This is a genomic window from Mesorhizobium sp. SEMIA396, from assembly GCF_024518615.1.
GTDB lineage: Bacteria > Pseudomonadota > Alphaproteobacteria > Rhizobiales > Rhizobiaceae > Mesorhizobium.
In genome coordinates, this window is the sequence record NZ_JANIFC010000007.1 from 241,707 (window position 1) to 262,685 (window position 20,979).

At 60.6% G+C, this 20,979-nt stretch carries 19 protein-coding genes and 1 tRNA gene; 16 read left to right on the forward strand and 4 right to left on the reverse strand.

Annotated features, from left to right (window positions below):
• The first annotated feature begins 30 nt into the window (after positions 1–30).
• From NP503_RS18635 to NP503_RS18650, 4 genes are read left to right on the forward strand one after another with little or no spacing between them, the layout of a single operon-like run.
• The gene (locus NP503_RS18635) at positions 31–1,017 is read left to right on the forward strand and encodes an autoinducer 2 ABC transporter substrate-binding protein (protein WP_127272226.1); all 987 of its coding nucleotides are present in this window, start codon (positions 31–33) and stop codon (positions 1,015–1,017) included.
• Positions 1,018–1,064: 47 nt separating this feature from the next.
• The gene (locus tag NP503_RS18640; RefSeq protein WP_127270157.1) at positions 1,065–2,012 is read left to right on the forward strand and encodes an ABC transporter permease; all 948 of its coding nucleotides are present in this window, start codon (positions 1,065–1,067) and stop codon (positions 2,010–2,012) included.
• Positions 2,009–2,968, forward strand: a complete 960-nt coding sequence (locus NP503_RS18645; RefSeq protein WP_127270155.1) for an ABC transporter permease — start codon at positions 2,009–2,011, stop codon at positions 2,966–2,968. The genes NP503_RS18640 and NP503_RS18645 overlap by 4 nt, the downstream gene beginning before the upstream one ends.
• Positions 2,968–4,284, forward strand: coding sequence for a M20 family metallopeptidase (locus NP503_RS18650; protein WP_127270153.1), 1,317 nt, complete (start codon positions 2,968–2,970; stop codon positions 4,282–4,284). The genes NP503_RS18645 and NP503_RS18650 overlap by 1 nt, the downstream gene beginning before the upstream one ends.
• Before the next feature lie 177 nt (positions 4,285–4,461).
• On the opposite strand, the gene NP503_RS18655 is transcribed toward NP503_RS18650, so the two are convergent.
• A complete protein-coding gene (locus NP503_RS18655) occupies positions 4,462–4,986 on the reverse strand; it encodes a hypothetical protein (protein ID WP_127270944.1) in 525 nt (174 codons plus the stop codon).
• A gap of 160 nt (positions 4,987–5,146) precedes the next feature.
• Positions 5,147–6,613 (reverse strand): trigger factor, encoded by a 1,467-nt coding sequence (gene tig / locus NP503_RS18660; protein ID WP_127270945.1) that lies wholly within the window; start codon positions 6,611–6,613, stop codon positions 5,147–5,149.
• 375 nt (positions 6,614–6,988) lie between these two features.
• Between tig and NP503_RS18665 the strand changes: the two genes are divergently transcribed.
• Positions 6,989–7,073 (forward strand) — tRNA-Leu (locus NP503_RS18665).
• Positions 7,074–7,162: 89 nt separating this feature from the next.
• Here the strand turns inward: NP503_RS18665 and NP503_RS18670 are convergent.
• Positions 7,163–7,741 (reverse strand): NUDIX domain-containing protein, encoded by a 579-nt coding sequence (locus tag NP503_RS18670; protein WP_127272271.1) that lies wholly within the window; start codon positions 7,739–7,741, stop codon positions 7,163–7,165.
• 224 nt (positions 7,742–7,965) lie between these two features.
• On the opposite strand from NP503_RS18670, the gene NP503_RS18675 reads away from it, so the two are divergent.
• The 3 genes from NP503_RS18675 (at position 7,966) to NP503_RS18685 (ending at position 9,866) form a co-directional block, all read left to right on the forward strand.
• Positions 7,966–9,069, forward strand: a complete 1,104-nt coding sequence (locus tag NP503_RS18675; RefSeq protein WP_127271606.1) for an NADH:flavin oxidoreductase/NADH oxidase — start codon at positions 7,966–7,968, stop codon at positions 9,067–9,069.
• Between the two features lie 248 nt (positions 9,070–9,317).
• The gene (locus NP503_RS18680) at positions 9,318–9,596 is read left to right on the forward strand and encodes a DUF982 domain-containing protein (RefSeq protein WP_013532012.1); all 279 of its coding nucleotides are present in this window, start codon (positions 9,318–9,320) and stop codon (positions 9,594–9,596) included.
• A gap of 30 nt (positions 9,597–9,626) precedes the next feature.
• A complete protein-coding gene (locus tag NP503_RS18685) occupies positions 9,627–9,866 on the forward strand; it encodes a DUF2188 domain-containing protein (RefSeq protein ID WP_013532013.1) in 240 nt (79 codons plus the stop codon).
• A gap of 157 nt (positions 9,867–10,023) precedes the next feature.
• On the opposite strand, the gene NP503_RS18690 is transcribed toward NP503_RS18685, so the two are convergent.
• Entirely contained in the window at positions 10,024–10,305 is a 282-nt protein-coding gene (locus NP503_RS18690) for a hypothetical protein (protein ID WP_084016230.1), read from the reverse strand.
• 322 nt (positions 10,306–10,627) lie between these two features.
• On the opposite strand from NP503_RS18690, the gene NP503_RS18695 reads away from it, so the two are divergent.
• From NP503_RS18695 to NP503_RS18730, 8 genes are all read left to right on the forward strand, one after another.
• Entirely contained in the window at positions 10,628–11,371 is a 744-nt protein-coding gene (locus NP503_RS18695) for a competence/damage-inducible protein A (protein WP_127271427.1), read from the forward strand.
• A gap of 81 nt (positions 11,372–11,452) precedes the next feature.
• Positions 11,453–12,286: a universal stress protein gene (locus tag NP503_RS18700; protein ID WP_127272270.1), complete on the forward strand. Its 834-nt coding sequence runs from the start codon at positions 11,453–11,455 to the stop codon at positions 12,284–12,286.
• A 132-nt stretch (positions 12,287–12,418) separates the two neighbouring features.
• On the forward strand, positions 12,419–12,919 hold the full coding sequence (gpt, locus tag NP503_RS18705) for a xanthine phosphoribosyltransferase (RefSeq protein WP_006200882.1): 501 nt from the start codon (positions 12,419–12,421) through the stop codon (positions 12,917–12,919).
• A 212-nt stretch (positions 12,920–13,131) separates the two neighbouring features.
• Positions 13,132–13,620 (forward strand): NUDIX hydrolase, encoded by a 489-nt coding sequence (locus tag NP503_RS18710; RefSeq protein WP_127268765.1) that lies wholly within the window; start codon positions 13,132–13,134, stop codon positions 13,618–13,620.
• Positions 13,621–13,855: 235 nt separating this feature from the next.
• Positions 13,856–14,167 carry a PilZ domain-containing protein gene (locus NP503_RS18715; RefSeq protein WP_127268764.1) on the forward strand — a complete coding sequence of 104 codons (312 nt, stop codon included), beginning with the start codon at positions 13,856–13,858 and terminating at the stop codon, positions 14,165–14,167.
• Positions 14,168–14,767: 600 nt separating this feature from the next.
• Positions 14,768–18,550 (forward strand): vitamin B12-dependent ribonucleotide reductase, encoded by a 3,783-nt coding sequence (locus tag NP503_RS18720; protein ID WP_127272269.1) that lies wholly within the window; start codon positions 14,768–14,770, stop codon positions 18,548–18,550.
• 669 nt (positions 18,551–19,219) lie between these two features.
• Positions 19,220–19,984, forward strand: a complete 765-nt coding sequence (locus NP503_RS18725; RefSeq protein ID WP_348629139.1) for a HipA family kinase — start codon at positions 19,220–19,222, stop codon at positions 19,982–19,984.
• The gene (locus NP503_RS18730; RefSeq protein ID WP_164748676.1) at positions 19,968–20,801 is read left to right on the forward strand and encodes a DUF3037 domain-containing protein; all 834 of its coding nucleotides are present in this window, start codon (positions 19,968–19,970) and stop codon (positions 20,799–20,801) included. Before NP503_RS18725 ends, NP503_RS18730 begins: the two co-directional genes overlap by 17 nt.
• Positions 20,802–20,979: the final 178 nt, after the last annotated feature.

Sequence of the window (20,979 nt, forward strand, 5' to 3'; positions counted from 1 at the left end):
CGCACGTCATTTCCAGAGAGGTTCAAACACATGCTTTCACAGTTCAAGAAAGTGCTCGCCGCTTCCGCACTGTCACTCGCCATTGCAACCGCGGCGCATGCCGCGGACAAACACAAGGTCGCCTTCGTTCCGCAATTGATCGGCATCCCTTACTTCAACGCCATGGAAGCCGGCGGCAATCGCGCCGCCAAGGACCTGGGCCTCGATTTCATCTATTCCGGTCCCGTCGACACCAATCCGGTCGACCAGTTGCAGATCGTCCAGAACCTGATCGATCAGGGCGTCGAGGCGATCTCGGTCAGCGTCCTCGATGCCTCCAGCATCGCACCCGTGGTCGAGAGCGCCAAGGCGAAAGGCATCAAGCTGTTCACCAGCGACAGCGACGCGCCCGACAGCGGCCGCGCCGTCTATGTGGCGCAGGCGACCGACGAAGGCCTCGGCACAACCATTGTCGACGAACTCGTCAAGCGCGTCGGCGAGGACGCAACCATCGGCATCGTCTCCGGCGAGGCAACGGCGTCCAATCTCAACGCCTGGATCGGCTTCATGCAGAAGCAAGCCACCGCCAAATATCCGAAGCTGAAGCTGCTCGCGCCGCAATTCGCCGGCGGCACCGCCGAACGCGCCGCGCAAATATCAGGCGATCTGATGGCGGCCAACCCGGACATCAAGGCGATCATCGCCGTCGCCTCCTCGACATGCCCGGGCGTAGCCCAGGCCATCGAAACCGCAGGCAAGATCGGCTCGGTCATCGGTGCCGGCTACTGCAGCCCGAACACGGCACGGTCTTACCTGAAGAGCGGAGCCTTCGGCTTCACCGTTCTCTGGGATCCCGAGCAACTCGGCTATCTCACGGTCTGGGCCGGCAAACAGCTGATCGACGGTAAGAGCTTCGAAGCGGAAAACAAGGTCGTCGGCCTGGAAAAGCCCGTCACCTATGATGCCGCCAAGGGCATTTTGCTTCTCGGGCCGCCGGCCGTCTTCACCAAGGACAATGTCGACAAGTTCAACTTCTGAGCTCTGAGATGAACGTGGTGCGGCAGTTTGGAAACGGTGTCTTCTCCATGAACGGGCGGGAGTGGTCTCTGTTTGTCGCCTGTTTGCTGGCGATCGTCATCTTTTCTGTCGCATCGCCGCACTACGCGACATCAGGCAATGCAGCCACGGTCTTGCGCAACAGTGTCGAACTGCTGCTGATCGGCCTTGGCATGACCCTGCTGCTCGCCATGGGCGGCATCGATGTCTCGATCGGCATCGTCATGGGTCTGGCGGCCATCGCCATCGGGCGTGTGCTCGGCGCCGGCGGCAATCCGCTGCTGGCGCTCATTGCAGGCCCTTTGGTCGGTGCGCTGCTGGGATGCGTGACCGCCGCCGTCGTTGTCCTCGGCCGCGTTCCGGCAATTGTCGGTACACTCGGCCTGCTTGGTGTCTACCGCACCGCCGTCTTCGTACTTCTCGGAGGGCAATGGCTTTCGGGCCTGCCCTCGAGCCTTACAGATCTTCTTGCAACCAGCGTGCTCGGCGTCCCCGTCCCTGCCCTGGTGATTGCCGTTGCCTATCTGGCCGTCTGGCTGGCGCTGCGGCGAACCCCTTATGGGCTGCATCTGCTGGCGATCGGCAATTCGGAGGAAAAAGCGCGGCTTTCTGGCATCCCGGTGATCAAGATCCGCTTCATGACCTTCGTCATCAGCGGTGTGCTGACTGGCATTGCCGCCACGTTCTATGTCGCCACCTATCGCAATGTGGAGATGACGATCGGCAGCACGCTGGCGCTCGACGCCATTGCCGCGGTCATTCTTGGCGGGACCAGCATATTGGGCGGCAGATGCAGCCTGATCGGCACCGTGCTCGGCGTGCTGCTTCTGAGAATCCTGCAGAACGGCCTGCTGCTGATCGGTGTCCCTTCCCTTTGGCAGCCTGTCGTCACCGGCGTTCTCATCATCGGCGTGCTTGGCTTCGAAGCTGTTTGCAACCGATTGCCGCTCGGCAGATTTCAACGAGCCCGCGCATGAAAACGCTCCGCAACCTGCAAGGCCCGGCCCTTACCCTGGCTTTGCTCTGTATGCTTTGGCTGATCGTGATTGTCGGCCTGCTGGCGCTCAGGCCTTCTGTTTTCAATCTCGGCACCGTCACCACCATTCTTCAGTTCTCGACGATCCTTGCCCTGGTCGGCCTTGGACAAGGGCTGGTCATCATGGCCGGTGGCGCCGGCATCGACCTCTCGGTCGGCGGTGCGGTCTCGCTGTCCGCCATCGTCGCGATGCTTTGCCTCAAGCTGGGATTGCCGCCGGTCCTGCTGCCCGCCGTCTGCATCCTGGCCGGCGCGATGCTCGGTGCCTTGAACGGATGGCTGGTGAACGGGCTCGCGCTTCTCCCCTTCATCGCGACGCTCGGCACCTTCTTCGTCTATTCCGGCGCTGCACTTGCCATTACCGGCGGCGCGGCCCAAGCAGGCGTGCCCTCCTGGCTGCTTGTGTGGGGGCGCGGCGTCGTCATGGGCATTCCCCTGCCCTTTCTCACCCTTGCCATCCCCTGCTTTGCGCTAGCCGGTTTGGTGCTGCTCTCGACAGCGTGGGGGCGCTGGATCTACGCCATGGGTTTCAACGAACGCTCGGCCAGGCTGGTCGGTATTCCGGTCGATCGCGTTCGCTTGATCCTCTACGCCTTGAGTGGCGCGCTCGCCGGCGCCGCTGGGCTCGTCTCGATCTCCTGGCTCGGCAGCGGCAGGCCCAATATCGGCCAGAACCTCGAACTCGAATCGCTGACTGCCGCCATGCTTGGAGGCATCGCCATCACCGGAGGGCGCGGTGGCGTTGGCGGCGTGTTCGCGGCCGTCCTGCTGCTGGTCACGCTGAAGACCGGCCTTCTGCAATTGAACATCAACACGGTTTGGCAGGTGGGGATTGTCGGCGCCCTTCTGGTTTTCGTCCTTCTCGCCGACCGACTTTCCCAACGTTGGAGATCATGATGCCGTCCATGGAAGAGATCATTGCCGCGCGCGTCGAGGCAAGCGCTGACCGTATCGTCCAAACGCTGAGCGATCTCGTCGCCTTCCCCTCGATCGTGAAATCCGATCCAAAGGAGGCCGGCCCCGGCGAGCGTGATTGCCAGCTCTATCTGCAAAAGCGGATCGAGGCGCTCGGCTTCTCGACCGATCTATGGGACCCGGATGGCCCTGCACTCTACGAAAAATACAAGGGGCGCGCCGGCGCCAACAAAGGCAGGACGTTCGAAGGCCGGCCCAATCTCGGCGGCGTCTTGAAGGGCACGGGCGGCGGTCGCTCCATCATGCTGACCGGCCATATCGATGTCGTCCCGCCCGGCGCCGCAGGGCACTGGACGACCGACCCGTTCCAGCCCGTCCTCAAGGACGGATTTCTACACGGCCGCGGTACGGTCGACATGAAAGGCGGCGTCGCCTGCATGCTGATGGCCGTCGAGATCCTGAAGGGACTCGACATTCCCCTGTCCGGAGACGTCGTCTTCACCACCGTCGTCGACGAGGAAATCGGCGGCATGGGGTCGCTGGCCATGGTCGATCGCGGCTTTCACGCCGACGCCGGCATCATGACCGAACCGACGGCGAACAAGATCGCACCGCTCTGTCACGGCATTCTGTGGGGGAAGATCATCATTGACGGCATAGGCGGGCATGCGGAGCTGACGCCCAATGCCTGGTATTCGAGCGGCCCGGTCGATGCCGTCCAGCTTTGCCGGCAAATCCTCGACGGCATCGACATCCTCAACCGGCGCTGGATGTTCGATCCCAGAAAGAACCATCCGTTGATGGACCTGCCCAACCAGATCATCGTCACCCAGATGAGCGCCGGCGAACATCCGTCCTCCATGGCAGGGCGCGGCGAGATCATCATCGACGCTCAATATCTGCCGAGCGAGCACGACGAGTTCAAACTGGGTGGCAACGTCAAACGCGAAATCGAAGAGCACATAGCCAATGTCTGCCAGGCAGACCCCTACCTGCGAAAGCACCCCGCCCGCGTCGAGTGGATCCTCGACGCCGATTGCGCCGAAATCCCCTCGGACAATCCCTTTGTCGGCGTCTTCCAGGAGGCCGTCAAAGAAGCCAATCTCTCGCCGGTCCTGAGTGGTTTTGGCGCGCACAGCGACATCGGCCTGCCGACCGGCCTCGGCAACACGCCGACCGTCAATTTCGGTCCCGGCGACCCCGCGCAGGCGCATCAGCCGAACGAACGCGTTTCGGTGCGCGATCTCGTCGATTGCACCAAGGCAATTGCAATTGCCGTCGAAAAATGGTGCCGCTAGCGGGCACCGCCAACATGAATGGATCGGTTAGCAATGCCACGACAGGCGGCGGCATCGTGGCCGAACTTGCGCTACTGCCTGGTGATGTCGTCGCGTTCTGACAGCCGGAGGTCCTGAGCAAGAGATTTTGAGGTCCTGAGCAAGCCATTCCTGTCGCCGCCCTGGCTCACGATCCGTTCACGGCGGATCGGTGTTGCAGCTGCCGGCTACCTGATTGACCGCTTCGCCGAACCCGGCGAGGTCGAAATCGGCCTCGCCGCGCCCCGCCAGCAGCCCGAACCGCCACGAAAGCTGGAGCCGGTTCGCGGCGACAAGGCGCCTGATGCCATCGGCGCCATCGCGCACCAGCATCCGGCCGCGCGGCCCGACCGCCCAGCTTTCATCGAACTTGCTCTCCTGATCGACCGTGATCGACATGGTGATCTTGCGGCTGGCCGAAACAGCGTCGTTCAATTGCAGCCATTCAGTCCAATGCGGCTCGCCGTTTGCCCGGCAGGCAATCGTCAGGATCGGGCTGTAGCTCAAGGCACCGCCGCCGGTGATCAGCTTGTTGGTTGCGTAGAGCGAGGCCGTGACAAGGCCGTCTTCACTCGTGCCGAAGCGCCAGTTGTCAGACACCGCGCCGGCCTGGGCGATGCCGCAGACCGAGACAAGGACCAGCGCGATTGCCGAAGCGTGTCCCAATTCGACGAACAGTCTCAACACGCCCTCCAACAACCAAGCGGCTTGCAATAGAAGCGCAGATAATGATCAAAGCTTGGTCGCCACAGGCCGTCGCTCGCGAAGCATGGCGGCTGTTGCAGTTTGGCAACGAAAAAGGCCGCCTGGAGGGCGGCCTTCCTGTTTCAGCGGAGCGCTGGTGTTATTCGGCGGCCTTCTTCTTCGGCGCGGCCTTCTTCTTGGGCTCTTCCGCGTCGTCGGCCTTCTTGGCGTCGGCCTTCTTGGCGGCGGCTTTCTTCGCCGGCTTCGCCTTGACGGAGGTCTCGTCCTCTTCGTCGTCGGCCATCAGCTCTTCCTTGCTGACCTTGACGTCGGTGACCGAAATCTGACCGAGCAGATGGTCGACCACTTTTTCCTCGAACATCGGCGCCCGCAGCGTGTTCAACGCTTCCGGGTTGTTGCGGTAGAACTCGAAGACTTCCTGCTGCTGGTTGCCCGGATAGCGGCGCACCTGCTCGAACAGGCCGCGCTGCAGCTCTTCGTCCGATACGGTCACGCCGGCCTTCTCGCCGATTTCAGCCAGCACCAGGCCGAGACGCACGCGGCGCTCGGCAAGCCGCAGATACTCGGCACGCGCCTCTTCTTCCGTCGTCTCTTCGTCGGCGAAGGTGCGTCCGGCTGCTTCCAGGTCACGATTGACCTGCGCCCAGATGTTGTTGAACTCGGCGTCGACGAGCTTCGACGGCGCCTCGAACGAATAAGCCGCATCGAGCTGGTCGAGCAGCTGGCGCTTCACCTTCTGGCGTGTCATGGCGCCGAACTGGTTCTCGATCTGGCCGCGTACGACGTCGCGCAGGCGCTCCAGCGACTCCAGGCCGAGGTTCTTGGCGGTCTCGTCGTTGATTTCCAGCGCGCCGGGCTGGGACACTTCCTTGACGGTGACGTCGAAGGTCGCTTCCTTGCCGGCAAGATGCGCGGCCTGGTAGTTCTCCGGGAAAGTCACGGTGACCTGCTTTTCGTCACCGGCCTTGGCGCCGACCAGCTGATCCTCGAAGCCGGGGATGAACTCTTTTGAGCCCAGCACCAGCGGCTGATCGGTGCCCGCGCCGCCATTGAAGGCTTCGCCGTCGATCTTGCCGACATAGTCGATGGTGACGCGGTCGCCATTGGCGGCCTTGCCGGTCTTCGGCTCGTAGCTGCGCGCCGATTCGGCAACACGCTGGACCTGCTCGTCGATCTCGGCATCAGGCACGTCGAACACCTGGCGTGTCACCTTGATGTCGGAAAAGTCCTTGATCTCGATCGCCGGGATGATCTCGTAGTTGAGGCGGAATTCGAAGTCGGCGCCGCCGGCCAGGATCTTCTCGGCTTCCTTCTCGTCCTCGGTCATGATGACTTCGGGCTGCATGGCAGCCTTTTCACCACGCCCGGTAATGATCGAACGGGTCGAATCGTTGAGGATTTCGTTGACCACTTCGGCCATGAACGACTTGCCGTAGACCTTGCGCAGGTGCTGTACCGGCACCTTGCCTGGACGGAAGCCGTTGATGCGGACCTTGTTGCGGGCATCCGAAAGCCGCGCCATCAGCTTGGCTTCCATGTCACCGGCCGGCACGGTGATCTTGATCTCTCGCTTGAGACCGGAGTTGAGCGTTTCGGTGACCTGCATCGTAAAACCTTTGTTTTCACCAATGAGACTGCCACGGCCTCTGCCGTTCACAGCCTGCCGGTATATTCTTGCCGGGAATGGCTTTTGGTACGGAACCTGGCGATTTGACCGAAAACCCGGCTCAAACTCTCCCAAACTGCGTTCCAAAATGTGAATAAGTTCTTGTTTTTCCTACTTCTTATCACATTCTGCAGAAGCGGATCGTCGCGTCCCGTCACATTTGACACGCCTTTTGTCACAGGCGAGGCCAATTTTCAACAGTCTTCGCATCCCGGCGAATAACCAGCATTTGGACCTGACCACATCTTGTCCCTGACCTCTACATCTTGTCTCCGACATTGACAGAATGATGGCCACATGGGATTGCCGGTTCATGCGGATGTGGCGGAACTGGTAGACGCCCTGGATTTAGGTTCCAGTGCCGAAAGGCGTGGGGGTTCGAGTCCCTTCATCCGCACCACCCTTCGCTCTTCGAGCTTCGGTGGCGGGCCACCCGAATAGATGAAGGAGTGTCCTCCCGAAGCCTTGGCTAAGGAGGACCGGCGCCGTTCAGGCGGCGATCGGGTTGAGCTTCAGATGCTGGATCAGGATAATGGTCTTGGCGTCGATGATCCGGCCATCGGCGATGCCGGCCAGCGCCTCGTCGAGCGGCATTTCCAGAACCTCGATGTCCTCGCCCTCTTCTTGCGCGCCGCCGCCGGCCGAGATGCGGTCGGCGGGTGAATAGCGGGCGATGAAGAACCAGAGACGTTCGGTGACGCTGCCAGGGCTCATATAGGGCGAAAACAGCCGCTCGACGTTCTGCAGCCGGTAGCCGAGTTCTTCCTCCGCCTCCTTGCGGATGCAGGTTTCGGGATCGTTTTCGTCCAACAGGCCGGCACAGGCCTCGATCAGCGGCTCGCGGTGGCCGGTGACGTAGGCGGGATAGCGGAACTGGCGCACCAGAAGCACGGTCGAGCGCGAGGGATCGTAAGGCAGGATCACCGCGCCGTCACCGCGATCATAGGTCTGGCGAATTTGCGTCTCCCACTGCCCGTCGCGCCGGCGGTAGTCGAGGACGGTCTTCTTCAGGACGGCCCAGTCGTCGGAGAGGATTTCCTCCGAACGGACGCGAATACGATCTTCCATCGTGGTCTCCATGCAAAAGCGCGTCGCGCTTTATGCTCCTGTTTTATGCATGTCGCTCTCCCAAACCGGGCCACTTTTGGGCGCCATGCATTGCCGAGGCGTATCCGCGAACCGGCATTTCGGCAATCCCGTCAGTGATTGGTCCAGAACCCCTTTCACCGCCTCGTGTCTGGCGCAGGCGCCATCGGTCGCCTAAATAGCTGCGAACCCTCCCGGAGTTTCTCATGACAGCGTCGCTTTTCCAGTCGATCACCCTCGACGGCCTCACCTTCCCCAACCGCATCGCCGTCGCGCCGATGTGCCAGTATTCCGCCGACGACGGTTCGGCCAGTGACTGGCATCTCCATCACTGGATGAACCTCGCAATGTCCGGCGCCGGCATGGTCACGGTCGAGATGACCGATGTCGAGCGGCGCGGGCGTATCACCCATGGCTGCCTCGGCCTTTATTCCGAAGACAATGAGGCCGCCGCCCGCCGCGCACTGGACGCCGCACGACGCGTCGCCGCACCCGGCACGAAATTCGGCTCCCAACTCGCCCATGCCGGCCGCAAGGCTTCGAACCGCAAGCCGTGGGAAGGCGGCGGGCCACTGCAGCCAAATGAGGATCCCTGGCAGACCGTCTCCGCCTCGGTCATCCCCTACGACACCGGTTGGAACGTGCCGCACGCGCTGGAGGACGAGGAGATCCTGCAACTGATCGAGCGCTTCGCCGAAGCCGCAAGGCGGGCCGAACGCGCCGGCTTCGATTTCATCGAACTGCATGCCGCGCATGGCTATCTGATCTTCCAGTTCCTGTCGCCCTTGTCCAACCAGCGCACGGACCGCTGGGGCGGCTCGCTGGAAAACCGCATGCGTCTTGTCGTCGAGATCGCCAAGGCGGTGCGCAAGGCTACGCCAAAGCTGATGCTCGGCGCGCGGCTGTCGGTGATGGATTGGGTCGATGGCGGCTTCGACGTGGCGGACGCGATCGAAGTGGCCAAAGCGCTCAAGGACGAGGGCGTTGCCTATCTCTGCTGCTCGAGCGGCGGCAATTCGCCGTTGCAGAAATTGCCCACCGGCCCCGGCTATCAGGTGCATCTGGCGGAAGCGGTGCGCAAGGGTGCTGATATTCCGACCCGTGCCGTCGGCCTGATCGACGACCCCAAGCAGGCCGAAGCGATCCTCACCGAGGGCCGCGCCGACATGGTGGCGCTGGCGCGGGCCTTCCTGGCTGATCCGCGCTGGGGATGGCGTGCGGCGGCCACATTCAGCGAAACGATCCACCCGGCGCCGCAGCTTGCCCGTTCGGTGACCACGATGCAGCATTGGATGAAGGCGACGGGCTGAACGGTCCGCGCTCCCGACACGCGCGCCCTCCTGCCTCCAGACGGCCTGACGGTGCTCCGCTGCTATTCCGTCCGCAAGCTGTTGGCGTGGAGTGGGCGTGGCTGGGCTTGGGAGGAAACCTGTTCAGGGGCATTCTTGCCGGTTGCGGCGCAGACCGCAGGTGTAGAGCCTTCAAACAGCCTCTGAGACGTTTGGGCGCAGGCTGACGGCCATGGTTGCAACCAAATTGGCTGCTTTGCGTTGCGGCCATGATGGACAACAAACCTTTTGAAGTGCCGGTCGTCGTCGAACTTGGCCACGTCGGCAAATATCGCCACATCCGCAGCGCCCAGGAGGCCGCGGAATGCCTGATGACGGTGTGGCCGCTCAATCGCGGCCCGCGCCATCGTGATGCCCTCGACACTTGCCTCAAAGTGCTGGAAGGTTATCGTTCGACAGCGGATGCGCGCCGGGCGCTGATTGAAGCCGCCAAGGAATCGGAGGTGCTGGTGCCCGACGACAGACTGCCCGACGACCGGCTGCATTGAGCAGACGGACCTTTCAACCGGAGGTTTTCCATGGCGAAGCTGACTTACAAGATCGTCGAACATGACGGCGGCTGGGCCTACAAGGTCGGAGCGACCTTTTCCGAGACGTTCCCCACGCATCAGGACGCATTGCGTGCGGCCGAAATCGCCTCGGCCGAGCAGCAGGTCGCCGGAGCGACCGACGGCATCCAGTATGAGGACGCCGAAGGCAAATGGCACGAAGAACTGGCCGACGGCCGCGACCGGCCGCAGACAGAAGTGTCAGATTAATTCGCTTTCGCCGTTGATGTTGAGCGGTCCGGCAGGCGCCGACCGCAGCGCCGTCCGAGAGAGGACGCGCCAGCGGCCAGCGATTGGCCTTGCGGACTAGCCCTTGAACATGGCTTTCCAGAAAATCGGTATCCGCTTTTCGGAAATCGCGTTCTGGCTATTTGCCGCAATACTGATCGTTGACGTTTTGCCCAGCGTTAGCGTCCGGGCCTGGCGTGTTGTGGGCACATGGGCCTATCGCGCCGGTATTGCCTTGGGTGTTCAACCCGGAGCCGTCACTGATGCTTCCCGTGGTATAGGGATCGACAGTTGTCTGATCGTTGTTGCCGAATAGCCACCAGTCGCGATTGTTGGAATACCTGTCGTCCAGTGACTGCGCCATCGCCGATGTTGCGAGACCGATCGTCAGAACAGATGCTGCGAGAATTTTTGTAACCATTGAATCACTCCGTATCTTAGCCGCCTTGGTGCGACACTCATAAAACCCGGTAGTCAGCCGAATGGTTCCTTGAAATTGTCGTGAGGCTCAGGTGAGGCCCCTGACCAGCAAAGCCCGGCCGGCGATGCGCTCGATGAACGCGGCGGTTCGCTCCGGGACGACGAATTGCTGCATGTGCCCTATTCCCTCGAACGGTTCGAACCTAGATCCTTGACGTCATCGGCTCGCCTTGGCGGCGCGAAGATGACATTGCGGCTACCGTCGCGCCGCGCTATCTCAGATCACTCGCCTTCCCAGGCCACACGCCTTGCCGGAGCCTTCCATGCCTGAAATCGTGACCGCCGCCATGCTCGTCATTGGCGATGAGATTCTGTCCGGCCGAACCAAGGACAAGAACATCGGCCATCTCGCCGACATCATGACGGCGATCGGCATCGACCTGAAGGAAGTGCGTGTCGTCCCTGACGAGGAAGACGAGATCATCGCCGCGGTGAATGCCGTGCGCAGCCGTTACACCTATGTGTTCACCACCGGCGGCATCGGTCCGACGCATGACGACATCACGGCCGATTCCATATCCAAGGCTTTTGGCGTGCCTTGCGAATACGATGCCCGGGCCTATGCGATGCTGGAAGCAAGCTATGCCGCGCGTGGCATCGAATATACGCAGGCCCGCAAGCGCATGGCGCGGATGCCGCGCGGCGCCGATCTCATCGACAATCCGGTGTCGGTCGCACCTGGCTTCCGCATCGGCAACGTCCACGTCATGGCCGGCGTGCCATCGATTTTCCAGGCCATGCTCGACAATGTCGTGCCGACGCTGAAGGCCGGCACGAAGATGCTTTCGGCGACCGTGCCCTGCCCGTTCGGCGAAGGCCTCATCGGCGGGCCGTTGGGTGATATCCAGAAAGCGCATCCCGATACGATCATCGGCTCCTACCCGAAATATGGCGACGGCAAGTTCTGGACCGAGCTGGTCGTGCGTGCCCGCAGCCAGGAGGCGCTGGACGCCGCCCGCGCCGACGTCGAGGCGATGGTCGCCGGCTTCGCCAGCAATCCCGGCTGATCTGGTCCAGACCGGAACAAAGCACGACGCTGCAACGTTTCCCCGGCACGAGTTCGCCAGCTCGTAAATCGAGGGATTGTCATGCGATTCAAAACCATCGTCGCCATTCTGCAGAACGAGCAGGACGCCGAGCGCGTGCTCGACTGCGCCATTCCGCTCGCCACCCGGTTCCAGAGCCATCTGGTCGGCATCCATGCCGAAACACTTCCCGTGCCGTACACCTCGGCCACAGGCTTTCCGGACACCGAATTCCTGCAGGTTTCGGCAGATATGAACCGGGAACGGGCCGAGAAATTAAAGGCGCTGTTTCTCAGACATATCGAGGATTCCGGTCTTTCCTTCGAGTGGCGAAGCCTTGAGAGCTTTTCGGGTGACAGCGCGCTGACCGGGATTTCGAGCGTGCGGGCCGCCGACCTGATCATAGCGGCGCAGCGCGAAACGGGCGGCGATTCCAGCGCGGACGTGGACACGCTGGTCTACGATGCCGGCCGGCCGGTGCTGGTGGTGCCGCACGAGGGTCCGCTGATCACCACCTTCAAACGCGTCTTGCTCGCCTGGAACGGCAGCAAGGAAGCGGCGCGGGCCGCCTTCGACGCGCTGCCCTTCATCATCGAAGCCGAGAAGACTGACATATTGGTTATCGACCCTCCTGAAACGCTCGACGACAGCCCGGAGGCCGCCGGCGCCGAAATCGCGTCGGCGCTGTCGCGCCACGGCGCCACCGTCAGCGTCTCGGTGCAGCAGTCGGGCGGCAATTCGGTCGATGACATCATCCAGACCAGAATCGCGGAAACCGGCGCCGATCTGCTGGTGCTCGGCGCCTACAGCCATTCATGGCTGCGTCAGCTTCTGTTCGGCGGCGTGACGCGCAGCGTGCTGCGCACTGCGCCGGTGGCAGCCTTCCTGTCGCGGTAGGTCCACAGCGATCGCTGGCCCTTGCCTTTGCCAAGGCCCTTGCTCTTGCCAAGATGGGGGCTTTCCAGCTAATTCCGCGCGCATTCCCCTGTTTTCCTGCGCGCGATCCCCGCGTGCTGTGGAGTGCGCGACATGTCCCTTCCCGAAAAAGCCTTTCCGGTCTCCTGGGACCAATTCCATCGCGACGCCCGGGCGCTCGCCTGGCGGCTTGCCGGCGCCAACAAGGGACAATGGAAAGCGATCGTCTGCATTACGCGAGGCGGGCTGGTCCCCGCGGCGATCATCTCGCGTGAACTCGGCATCCGCGTCATCGAGACGGTCTGCGTCGCCTCCTATCACGACTATACCAGCCAGGGGCAGTTGCAGGTCCTCAAGGAGATCACCCCTGCCCTGCTCGCCGACGACGGCGCCGGCGTGCTGATCATCGACGACCTGACCGACACCGGCAAGACGGCCGGCATCGTGCGCGCGATGATGCCCAAGGCGCATTTCGCCACCGTCTATGCCAAGCCGAAAGGCCGGCCGCTGGTCGATACTTTCGTCACCGAAGTCAGCCAGGACACCTGGATCTATTTCCCGTGGGACATGGGCTTCACCTACCAGAAGCCGATCGCCGACGACCACGCCGGCTGATTCGCAACTACCTGCCTGTTACAGACCAGCAGCTTGCACCCGGGCATGATTGCTTTCGCAAACAGGTCCGGCAGGGCCGGATATTTAGCGAAATCGACGTCTATTGGCGGAAATCGGCCAGGCGAATGAAATTTTTTACTTTTATTGCCGACAATTAGCCGTAAGATTCGTGAGACGGCAAACGATTCCGGAGGCTGGGGCTAGCTTCTTCGATGTTGACGAGGCCAACGACACACAATCATCTGGCCGAAAGGGTCCGACGGCTCTTCGGCACGGCGCCGTGCCGCCTGCAGGTTGCCGCCCTGCCCTGGCGCGACGCGGGAGACGGCGTCGAAATCATGCTGATCACCAGCCGCGATACTGGCCGCTGGGTTTTGCCCAAGGGCTGGCCAGAGGCCAGGGAGCCGCTCTGCGAGGCCGCGGCGCGCGAAGCCGGCGAGGAGGCCGGGCTGCGCGGCCGTGTCTCTCATCTTGAAGCCGGCCGTTACTTCTACGCCAAGGTCCTGGCTTCCGGCGAAGAAGTGCCGTGCGAGGTCCTGGTGTTTCCACTGCATGTCGACAAAGTCGCGGACCGCTGGAAGGAAAAACACTCACGCACCCGCAAATGGGTCCGTGCGAGCGAAGCGGTGCGCATGGTCAACGAACCCGACCTTTGCCAGATCATCGCCTATTTCTGCGCCGACCCGCACAGCTTCTCCTGACGGGCGGCCACACCGCTCTCTTTGCAAAACGGGACTGGCTTGCAAAGGCTAATGCATGTCGCCCAAAAGTGACCTCGGTTTTGGGAGAACGACATGCATAAAAGCAAGGACCTAAAGCGGGTCGCTTGAATCCGTTCAAGCGCGACACGCTTTAGACACGCGTTGCCGCGCTTCGACATGAATGCTTTGCTAAGGAATCAAGGGTAGGATTCGGCAGCTCTGGTATTTTTGATCGATGGCGAATCCCGCAAATCCAATTCCAAACGAGTCCGACGACCCCCAGCGCGAGCATCGTCCGCGCGTGCTCAAGGGTGGGTCGATCATCACCGGAATTTCGAATTCGGAAGTCGGTTGCACGCTGCGCAACCAGCACGAAGGCGGCGCCGAACTGAAGATACCGCTCGAAGCCCGGGTCCCAGATCGGTTCCTTCTCTATGTGCCGCTCGACGGCATTGCCTATCGGTGCGAGGTCCGCTGGCGTCGCAACGACCGTATCGGGGTGCAGTTCACCGGCACCGAGCCAAAGCCCCGGCTGCATTACGGCTGACGCCCGGGCAAGCTTGCGCGCGGAAAATCGTGATCCGCGCCTGCATTCTATCCCCGTTATCCACATATGTGACACACAAGATGTTGGGGTCACAAAAGCTACGCAAACGAATCCTTGACGGCGCAAAACGAGTCGCCTTTTATAGGCCATGTGCTCCTGTTGAGAGTGCGACCGGAAAGTTCTGAGCCCGGTCTTTTTTCCCGGATTATGTGCGTTTTTGCTCGCATTTCCGCCTGTTTACGAGGCCGGCGGAAGCGTTGGGATTGTGGGGCGGTTGGGGACGATAGGGACAATTGTCGGGCTTGAATAAATTGTCTGTTAATACTATATTTAGTGTTTGCAGGTAGGTTCGACGCTAGATAGTGTGAATTTCCCTCGACCGAGGGAATCGGAAAAAATCAGTTTTGAGGGACCCGCGGGTTCGTCGGCGCGTTGGGCAGGCGCTTCGCAAGGAGTTTGACCAGCAGGGCCGGCGGAGACCGCGAAAATGGAGAGCCGGCCGTTTTCGAACGCCCGGCAGACGGCGGACATGCGCGTTTCGCATCGGGGGCAGAAATCCCTGGAGGAAAGCGCTATATATAGACAAAAGGGACCGGACCAATGCGCATCGAGCGTCGTTTCACCAAGCCAGGACAATCTGCCTATGCGGAGATCGAATTCCGCAAGGCGCTTTCGGAGATTAAGAATCCGGATGGTTCGGTGGTGTTCCGCTTGGACAATATCGACGTGCCGGCGCAGTTCTCCCAGGTCGCAGCCGATATCCTGGCGCAGAAATATTTCCGCAAGGCCGGTGTGCCGGCGCGCCTGAAGAAGATCGAAGAGAACGACGTCCCCTCCTTCCTGTGGCGCTCCGTCGCCGATGAGGCGGAACTGGCGAAGCTGCCGGAAGCCGAGCGCTACGGTTCCGAGATCGACGCACGTCAGGTCTTCGACCGGCTTGCCGGCACCTGGACTTACTGGGGCTGGAAGGGCGGCTACTTCAAGGGGTCGGAGGAAGACGCGCGCGCCTTCCGCGACGAGCTTGCCTATATGCTGGCCACCCAGCGCGTCGCGCCGAACTCGCCGCAATGGTTCAACACCGGCCTGCACTGGGCCTATGGCATCGACGGCCCGAGCCAGGGCCACTTCTATGTCGACCCGTTCACCGGCAAGCTGACCAAGTCGAAATCCTCCTACGAGCATCCGCAGCCGCATGCCTGCTTCATCCAGGGCGTGCAGGACGATCTCGTCAACGAGGGCGGCATCATGGACCTGTGGGTGCGTGAAGCGCGCCTGTTCAAATACGGCTCCGGCACCGGCTCCAACTTCTCGCTGCTGCGCGGCGAAGGCGAAAAGCTGTCGGGCGGCGGCCGCTCGTCGGGCCTGATGAGCTTCCTCAAGATCGGCGACCGTGCGGCGGGCGCCATCAAGTCGGGCGGCACCACGCGCCGCGCCGCCAAAATGGTCATCGTCGACGCCGACCACCCCGATATCGAGGAATTCATCGACTGGAAGGTCAATGAAGAGCAGAAGGTCGCCTCGCTGGTGACTGGCTCGAAGATCGTCAAGAAGCATCTCGAAGCGATCATGAAGGCCTGCGTCAACTGCGAAGGCAATGGCGACGACTGCTTCGATCCGTCGATCAACTCCGCCCTGAAGCGCGAGATCAAGGCGGCCAAGAAATCCGCCGTGCCGGAGAACTACATCTACCGCGTCATCCAGTTCGCCAAGCAGGGCTATAGCTCGATGTCGTTCAAGACCTACGACACAGACTGGGATTCGGATGCCTACCTCACGGTTTCGGGCCAGAACTCCAACAATTCGGTGTCGCTGAAGGACAATTTCCTGCGCGCCGTCGAGGACGATGCCGACTGGCACCTGACCGCCCGCAAGGACGGCAAGGTGCTGAAGACGCTGAAGGCTCGCGACCTCTGGGAAAAGATCGGCTATGCCGCCTGGGCGTCCGCGGATCCCGGCCTGCATTTCAACACGACGATGAACGACTGGCACACCTGCGCATCGGCCGGTGCGATCCGGGCGTCCAACCCGTGCTCCGAATACATGTTCCTCGACGACACGGCCTGCAATCTCGCCTCGATCAATCTGCTGCCCTACCGCAACGCCGACGGCACGATCGACATCGCAGCCTACGAGCACACCGTGCGGCTGTGGACCATCGTTCTCGAAATCTCGGTCATGATGGCGCAGTTCCCGTCGAAGGAGATCGCCAAGCAGTCCTACGAATACCGCACGCTCGGCCTCGGCTATGCGAATATTGGCGGCCTGCTGATGACGTCGGGCATTCCCTACGATTCCGATGAAGGCCGCGCCATCTGCGCCGCACTCACCGCAATCATGACCGGTGTCGCCTATGCCACCTCGGCCGAGATGGCCGGCGAACTCGGCGCCTTCGCCGACTACGACCGCAATGCGCAGAACATGCTGCGGGTCATGCGCAACCATCGCCGTGCCGCCTATGGCGAGAAGCAGGGCTACGAGAAGCTTGCCGTCAATCCCGTGCCGCTGGTCGCTTCCGACCTGAAGCAGCAGGACCTTGCGACCCACGCCAAGGCTGCCTGGGACCGCGCCATCGAGCTCGGCGAGGAGCATGGCTACCGCAATGCACAGGCGACCGTCATCGCGCCGACCGGCACGATCGGCCTGGTCATGGATTGCGACACCACCGGCATCGAGCCCGACTTCGCGCTGGTGAAGTTCAAGAAGCTGGCCGGCGGCGGCTATTTCAAGATCATCAACCGCGCCGTGCCGGAAGCGCTGCGCACGCTCGGCTATTCCGAAGCCCAGATCGCCGAGATGGAGGCCTATGCGGTCGGCCACGGCAACCTCAACCAGGCGCCGGCCATCAACCCCGGCGCGCTCAAGGCCAAGGGCTTCACCGACGACAAGATCGCCGCGCTCAACGCAGCCTTGAAGTCGGCCTTCGACATCAAGTTCGTCTTCAATCAGTGGACGCTCGGCGCCGACTGGGTGAAGGAGAATTTCGGCTTCACCGACGAGCAGCTCAACGATTTCTCGTTCGAGATCCTGCCGGCGCTCGGCTTCTCCCGGAAAGATATCGAGGCCGCCAACATCCACGTCTGCGGTGCGATGACGCTGGAAGGCGCGCCGTTCCTCAAGGCCGAACACCTGGCGGTTTTCGACTGCGCCAGCCCGTGCGGCAAGATCGGCAAGCGCTCGCTGTCCATCAACAGCCACATCCAGATGATGGCGGCTGCACAGCCCTTCATTTCCGGCGCCATCTCCAAGACCATCAACATGCCCAACGATGCGACGGTGGAAGACGCCAAGGGCGCCTACATGCTGTCGTGGAAGCTGGCGCTGAAGGCCAACGCGCTCTACCGCGACGGCTCGAAGCTGTCGCAGCCGCTCAACTCCTCGCTGCTCGCCGATGGCGAGGACGACGAGGACGAAGCCGTCGAGCAGCTGCTCGCCGCACCTGCGGCAGCACGTGCCGCACAGATCACCGAGCGGATCGTCGAGCGCATCATCGAGCGCGTGTCGCGCGAGCAGGAAAAGCTGCCCGGCCGCCGCAAGGGTTACACGCAGAAGGCCAAGATCGGTGGCAACACCATCTTCCTGCGCACCGGCGAATATGACGATGGCCGTCTCGGCGAGATCTTCATCGACATGAACAAGGAAGGCGCGACCTTGCGTGGCCTTCTCAACAACTTCGCCATCGCCATTTCGCTCGGCCTGCAATATGGCGTGCCGCTCGACGAATATGTGCACGCCTTCACCTTCACCAAGTTCGAGCCGGCCGGCATGGTGCAGGGCAACGATGCCATCAAGAGCGCGACATCGATCCTCGACTACGTGTTCCGCGAACTGGCGATCTCCTATCTCGGGCGCAACGACCTCGCCCATGTCGACCAGTCGGACTTTTCCAACACCGCACTTGGCCGTGGCATCAGCGAAGGCAAGACCGATGCGGTTTCCAAGGGCCTGACTCGTGGCGCATCGCCGGTGAAGCTGGTGTCGCGCGTCAGCGGCAACGATCCGAAAGGCTTTGCGGCCCCGTCGGGCGCCCCTGCCCGCTCGGCACCGACCGCGTTCTCCGGCTCCAACGTGCTGGCGCTGAAACCCGCCAGCGACGAAGCGGTCGCCTACAAACGCGACTATGAGGAGCGGGCAAAGGAACTGGCCGAGGACATCGCCTTCGAGGAGGCGGTGGGTGCTGCTTCCGATACCACGGCGGGATTGTTCACCGACGTTGCGGCCGTTGAGGCGGCCGAAGCGAAGAAACTCGCCAACGACCGCCGCGCCAAATCGCTGCTCCAGGGCTACACCGGCAATTCCTGCTCCGAGTGCCAGAATTTCACTATGGTGCGGAACGGGACTTGTGAGAAGTGCGATACGTGCGGTTCGACCAGCGGGTGCAGCTGAGGAAAGTCTGAAGCGCTAAAACGCAACATCATCGGCCCGGTCGTAAGATTGGGCCGAAATGGTAAAAGGAACAAAAGAGGAAACTCATCTAAAAAATTTAGATCGCGCACTTGTGCCAGAAACACCAAAGCCGACCCAAACTGGGCCGGCTTTGGTACCGCGAATAAGCCGGAGCCCACGCGGGGCGACGAGACCGAAATCCCATCTCCTGTGCAAAGGTATCATATGGGGAGTCGGTTCTCGGAGTCGAGGTAGCTCAGGCAACTCCAGAAGAAAGATACCTAAATGACCACCAACGAACGCAAGACTTTCGACATTGGACGAAGCTCGAAGAGCGGCCAATTCATTCCTGTGAAGGAAGCAGAGCGCCGGCCGAACACAACCACAGTCGAGCGTGTGCCCAAGCCCGGCTTCGGAGACACCAAGAACGAGCCGCCGAGCAGAAGATAACACCTTGAGTTTGTCCGTCGCTCGACTGCGGCCGGCAAACAACTTTGCCCAAGAAAGCTGCATGTGGTGTTCTTTTGTCAATGAATGCCACCATGTTGATTTTATGGACTTTTTCCAGTATTCAATTAGAATTTAATTGATTCGAAGTGACTTCAGGGTTCGCCGAGTAGGGCGGTACTATGACAGGGGGATTTTTGGGACACTGGATGCCAACCTATGATGCAATTGGAATTCATTCCCCTCAGAATAACTGAGTACAAGCCAAATCCCCGTCAGACTACGGTGCATCAAACTGGTGTGGCGCTCTGTGACGACGGATTGAGGTATTTTGTTAAAGGGATGGGCGGAGAGGTCGAGGTTTGCGCCACTGAGTGGATATGCACGTCGTTCGCAAGGTCTCTGAATCTACCCGTTCCTCCGATGAAGGTGCTTCAGACTCCAAGCGGAGCCCTTGTATTCGGCTCACAAGCGATCACGCATTGCATGAGCGACCTAGAAGCCAGCATGCTGCTTCTTGATGGTCCCGGCAATCTCAACGTGCCAGGCATCCGCAACTTGCTTTCAGCCACCTATGCTTTTGATCAGTTGATCTACAATCCTGATCGGCACGATCACAATTTTCTGTTCCAGCGGGCGGGCTTGATTGACGGTCAAGAGATCGCCAATCTGCACATAATTGACTTCGGCAGCTCAACAATCTTGAATGACAATGCCATAGTTGGGCTTGCTCAAGGCATGCCGACGGTGCAGGTCGGTAAAAAGATACGGAAAGTACACGGTTTCTCTGTGGAATTTGCCAGATCGTTCCTGGACCGGTTTCATAAAGGTCGTGCGCTTATCTGCGACAATGCAATGATAGGGCTACCAACGGATTGGTTGTCAAAAAATGCACGAACTTCGCTGATAGCTAGAATCTTGAGTCCGGAATTTGGACGCCAAATCGACGAAGTGGACGAAGGAATCCGCAGTGGTGCATATCTTTAACTACGCTCTAATTCGCTTGGTGCCATTCGCGCACCGTGGCGACGTTTTGAACGTAGGCCTAGTCGTGTTCAAGTCCGATCGCCTTGATGTGAGATTGAACGCTTCTCCCCAGTTGTTGAACTATTTCAATGTCAGTTCGCGGGCGGTTGAGTGGATTGCGACGCACCTCAGGGAGTCTGACGATCCATCAATCGAATTGGACTCTCGAGTGGCTCGACTTTCGAAGGCTACGGGCTATACACTTTCAGAGATTGGGTGGTTTACGATCGATTCAGACAATCAATACGAGCAAAGAATATCGGACATAAACTCCGAATATATTGAGAAACCAAAAGGGCAATCGGCCAAGAAGAAAGCCGGCAGCAAACTATCCAAAGACCTTCGCAAGATATTCAAGGAATACGACGTCTTTAGTGGAGATATTCACGATATCGATAGGCATCGTGTTGTGGCCAATCTTCCGGTTGGCCCATCTGGGAAGCTTCATATCGACTTCATGCTGAAGAACTCTAGATATCATGCGACTGAGACCATAGACTTTACTAACTCTGATCACGCGGGATCCGCTGAAATTAAGAATGCCGCTTTAGCTAGCGTAACCTTTCAACATGCAAAAGACACGCTGTCCAATGTAGGGATTAATTGTTACTTAGTTTTTTCTGCCACCACCTTGGTAGAAAGAGCAGTCGGCCCTGCGCTCAAGATAGCTCAAAGGGAAGCAATTGAATCGTTCAATATGGAAAGTCGCGAGGATAAGGCCCGATATCTCGATATAATTTTGAACGCCGCAGGTCATAAATCACTTTGGCGGAGTTAGTTAGTCGGCTAATTGTTTAACGCAATTGCGACTCGTCCAGCCATCTGCTCAGTCTGATTTGGCTCTTACCTTTGGCTCTTAGCCAGCCGGCGACACCCGCAACGTCTGCTCGTCAAACAACGGTTCGTCCTGGCCGATGCGGACGAACAGCAGCTTGCGCCCCTCACCTGCCGCACCT

What these genes read in the sequence shown, in the direction of transcription:
- NP503_RS18635 (WP_127272226.1), top strand. Translation starts at nt 31, where the DNA reads ATGCTTTCACAGTTCAAGAAAGTGCTCGCCGCTTCCGCACTGTCACTC.
- NP503_RS18640 (WP_127270157.1), top strand. Translation starts at nt 1,065, where the DNA reads ATGAACGGGCGGGAGTGGTCTCTGTTTGTCGCCTGTTTGCTGGCGATC.
- NP503_RS18645 (WP_127270155.1), top strand. Translation starts at nt 2,009, where the DNA reads ATGAAAACGCTCCGCAACCTGCAAGGCCCGGCCCTTACCCTGGCTTTG.
- NP503_RS18650 (WP_127270153.1), top strand. Translation starts at nt 2,968, where the DNA reads ATGCCGTCCATGGAAGAGATCATTGCCGCGCGCGTCGAGGCAAGCGCT.
- tig (WP_127270945.1), bottom strand. Translation starts at nt 6,613, where the DNA reads ATGCAGGTCACCGAAACGCTCAACTCCGGTCTCAAGCGAGAGATCAAG.
- NP503_RS18670 (WP_127272271.1), bottom strand. Translation starts at nt 7,741, where the DNA reads ATGGAAGATCGTATTCGCGTCCGTTCGGAGGAAATCCTCTCCGACGAC.
- NP503_RS18675 (WP_127271606.1), top strand. Translation starts at nt 7,966, where the DNA reads ATGACAGCGTCGCTTTTCCAGTCGATCACCCTCGACGGCCTCACCTTC.
- NP503_RS18680 (WP_013532012.1), top strand. Translation starts at nt 9,318, where the DNA reads ATGATGGACAACAAACCTTTTGAAGTGCCGGTCGTCGTCGAACTTGGC.
- NP503_RS18685 (WP_013532013.1), top strand. Translation starts at nt 9,627, where the DNA reads ATGGCGAAGCTGACTTACAAGATCGTCGAACATGACGGCGGCTGGGCC.
- NP503_RS18690 (WP_084016230.1), bottom strand. Translation starts at nt 10,305, where the DNA reads ATGGTTACAAAAATTCTCGCAGCATCTGTTCTGACGATCGGTCTCGCA.
- NP503_RS18695 (WP_127271427.1), top strand. Translation starts at nt 10,628, where the DNA reads ATGCCTGAAATCGTGACCGCCGCCATGCTCGTCATTGGCGATGAGATT.
- NP503_RS18700 (WP_127272270.1), top strand. Translation starts at nt 11,453, where the DNA reads ATGCGATTCAAAACCATCGTCGCCATTCTGCAGAACGAGCAGGACGCC.
- gpt (WP_006200882.1), top strand. Translation starts at nt 12,419, where the DNA reads ATGTCCCTTCCCGAAAAAGCCTTTCCGGTCTCCTGGGACCAATTCCAT.
- NP503_RS18710 (WP_127268765.1), top strand. Translation starts at nt 13,132, where the DNA reads ATGTTGACGAGGCCAACGACACACAATCATCTGGCCGAAAGGGTCCGA.
- NP503_RS18715 (WP_127268764.1), top strand. Translation starts at nt 13,856, where the DNA reads ATGGCGAATCCCGCAAATCCAATTCCAAACGAGTCCGACGACCCCCAG.
- NP503_RS18720 (WP_127272269.1), top strand. Translation starts at nt 14,768, where the DNA reads ATGCGCATCGAGCGTCGTTTCACCAAGCCAGGACAATCTGCCTATGCG.
- NP503_RS18725 (WP_348629139.1), top strand. Translation starts at nt 19,220, where the DNA reads ATGCAATTGGAATTCATTCCCCTCAGAATAACTGAGTACAAGCCAAAT.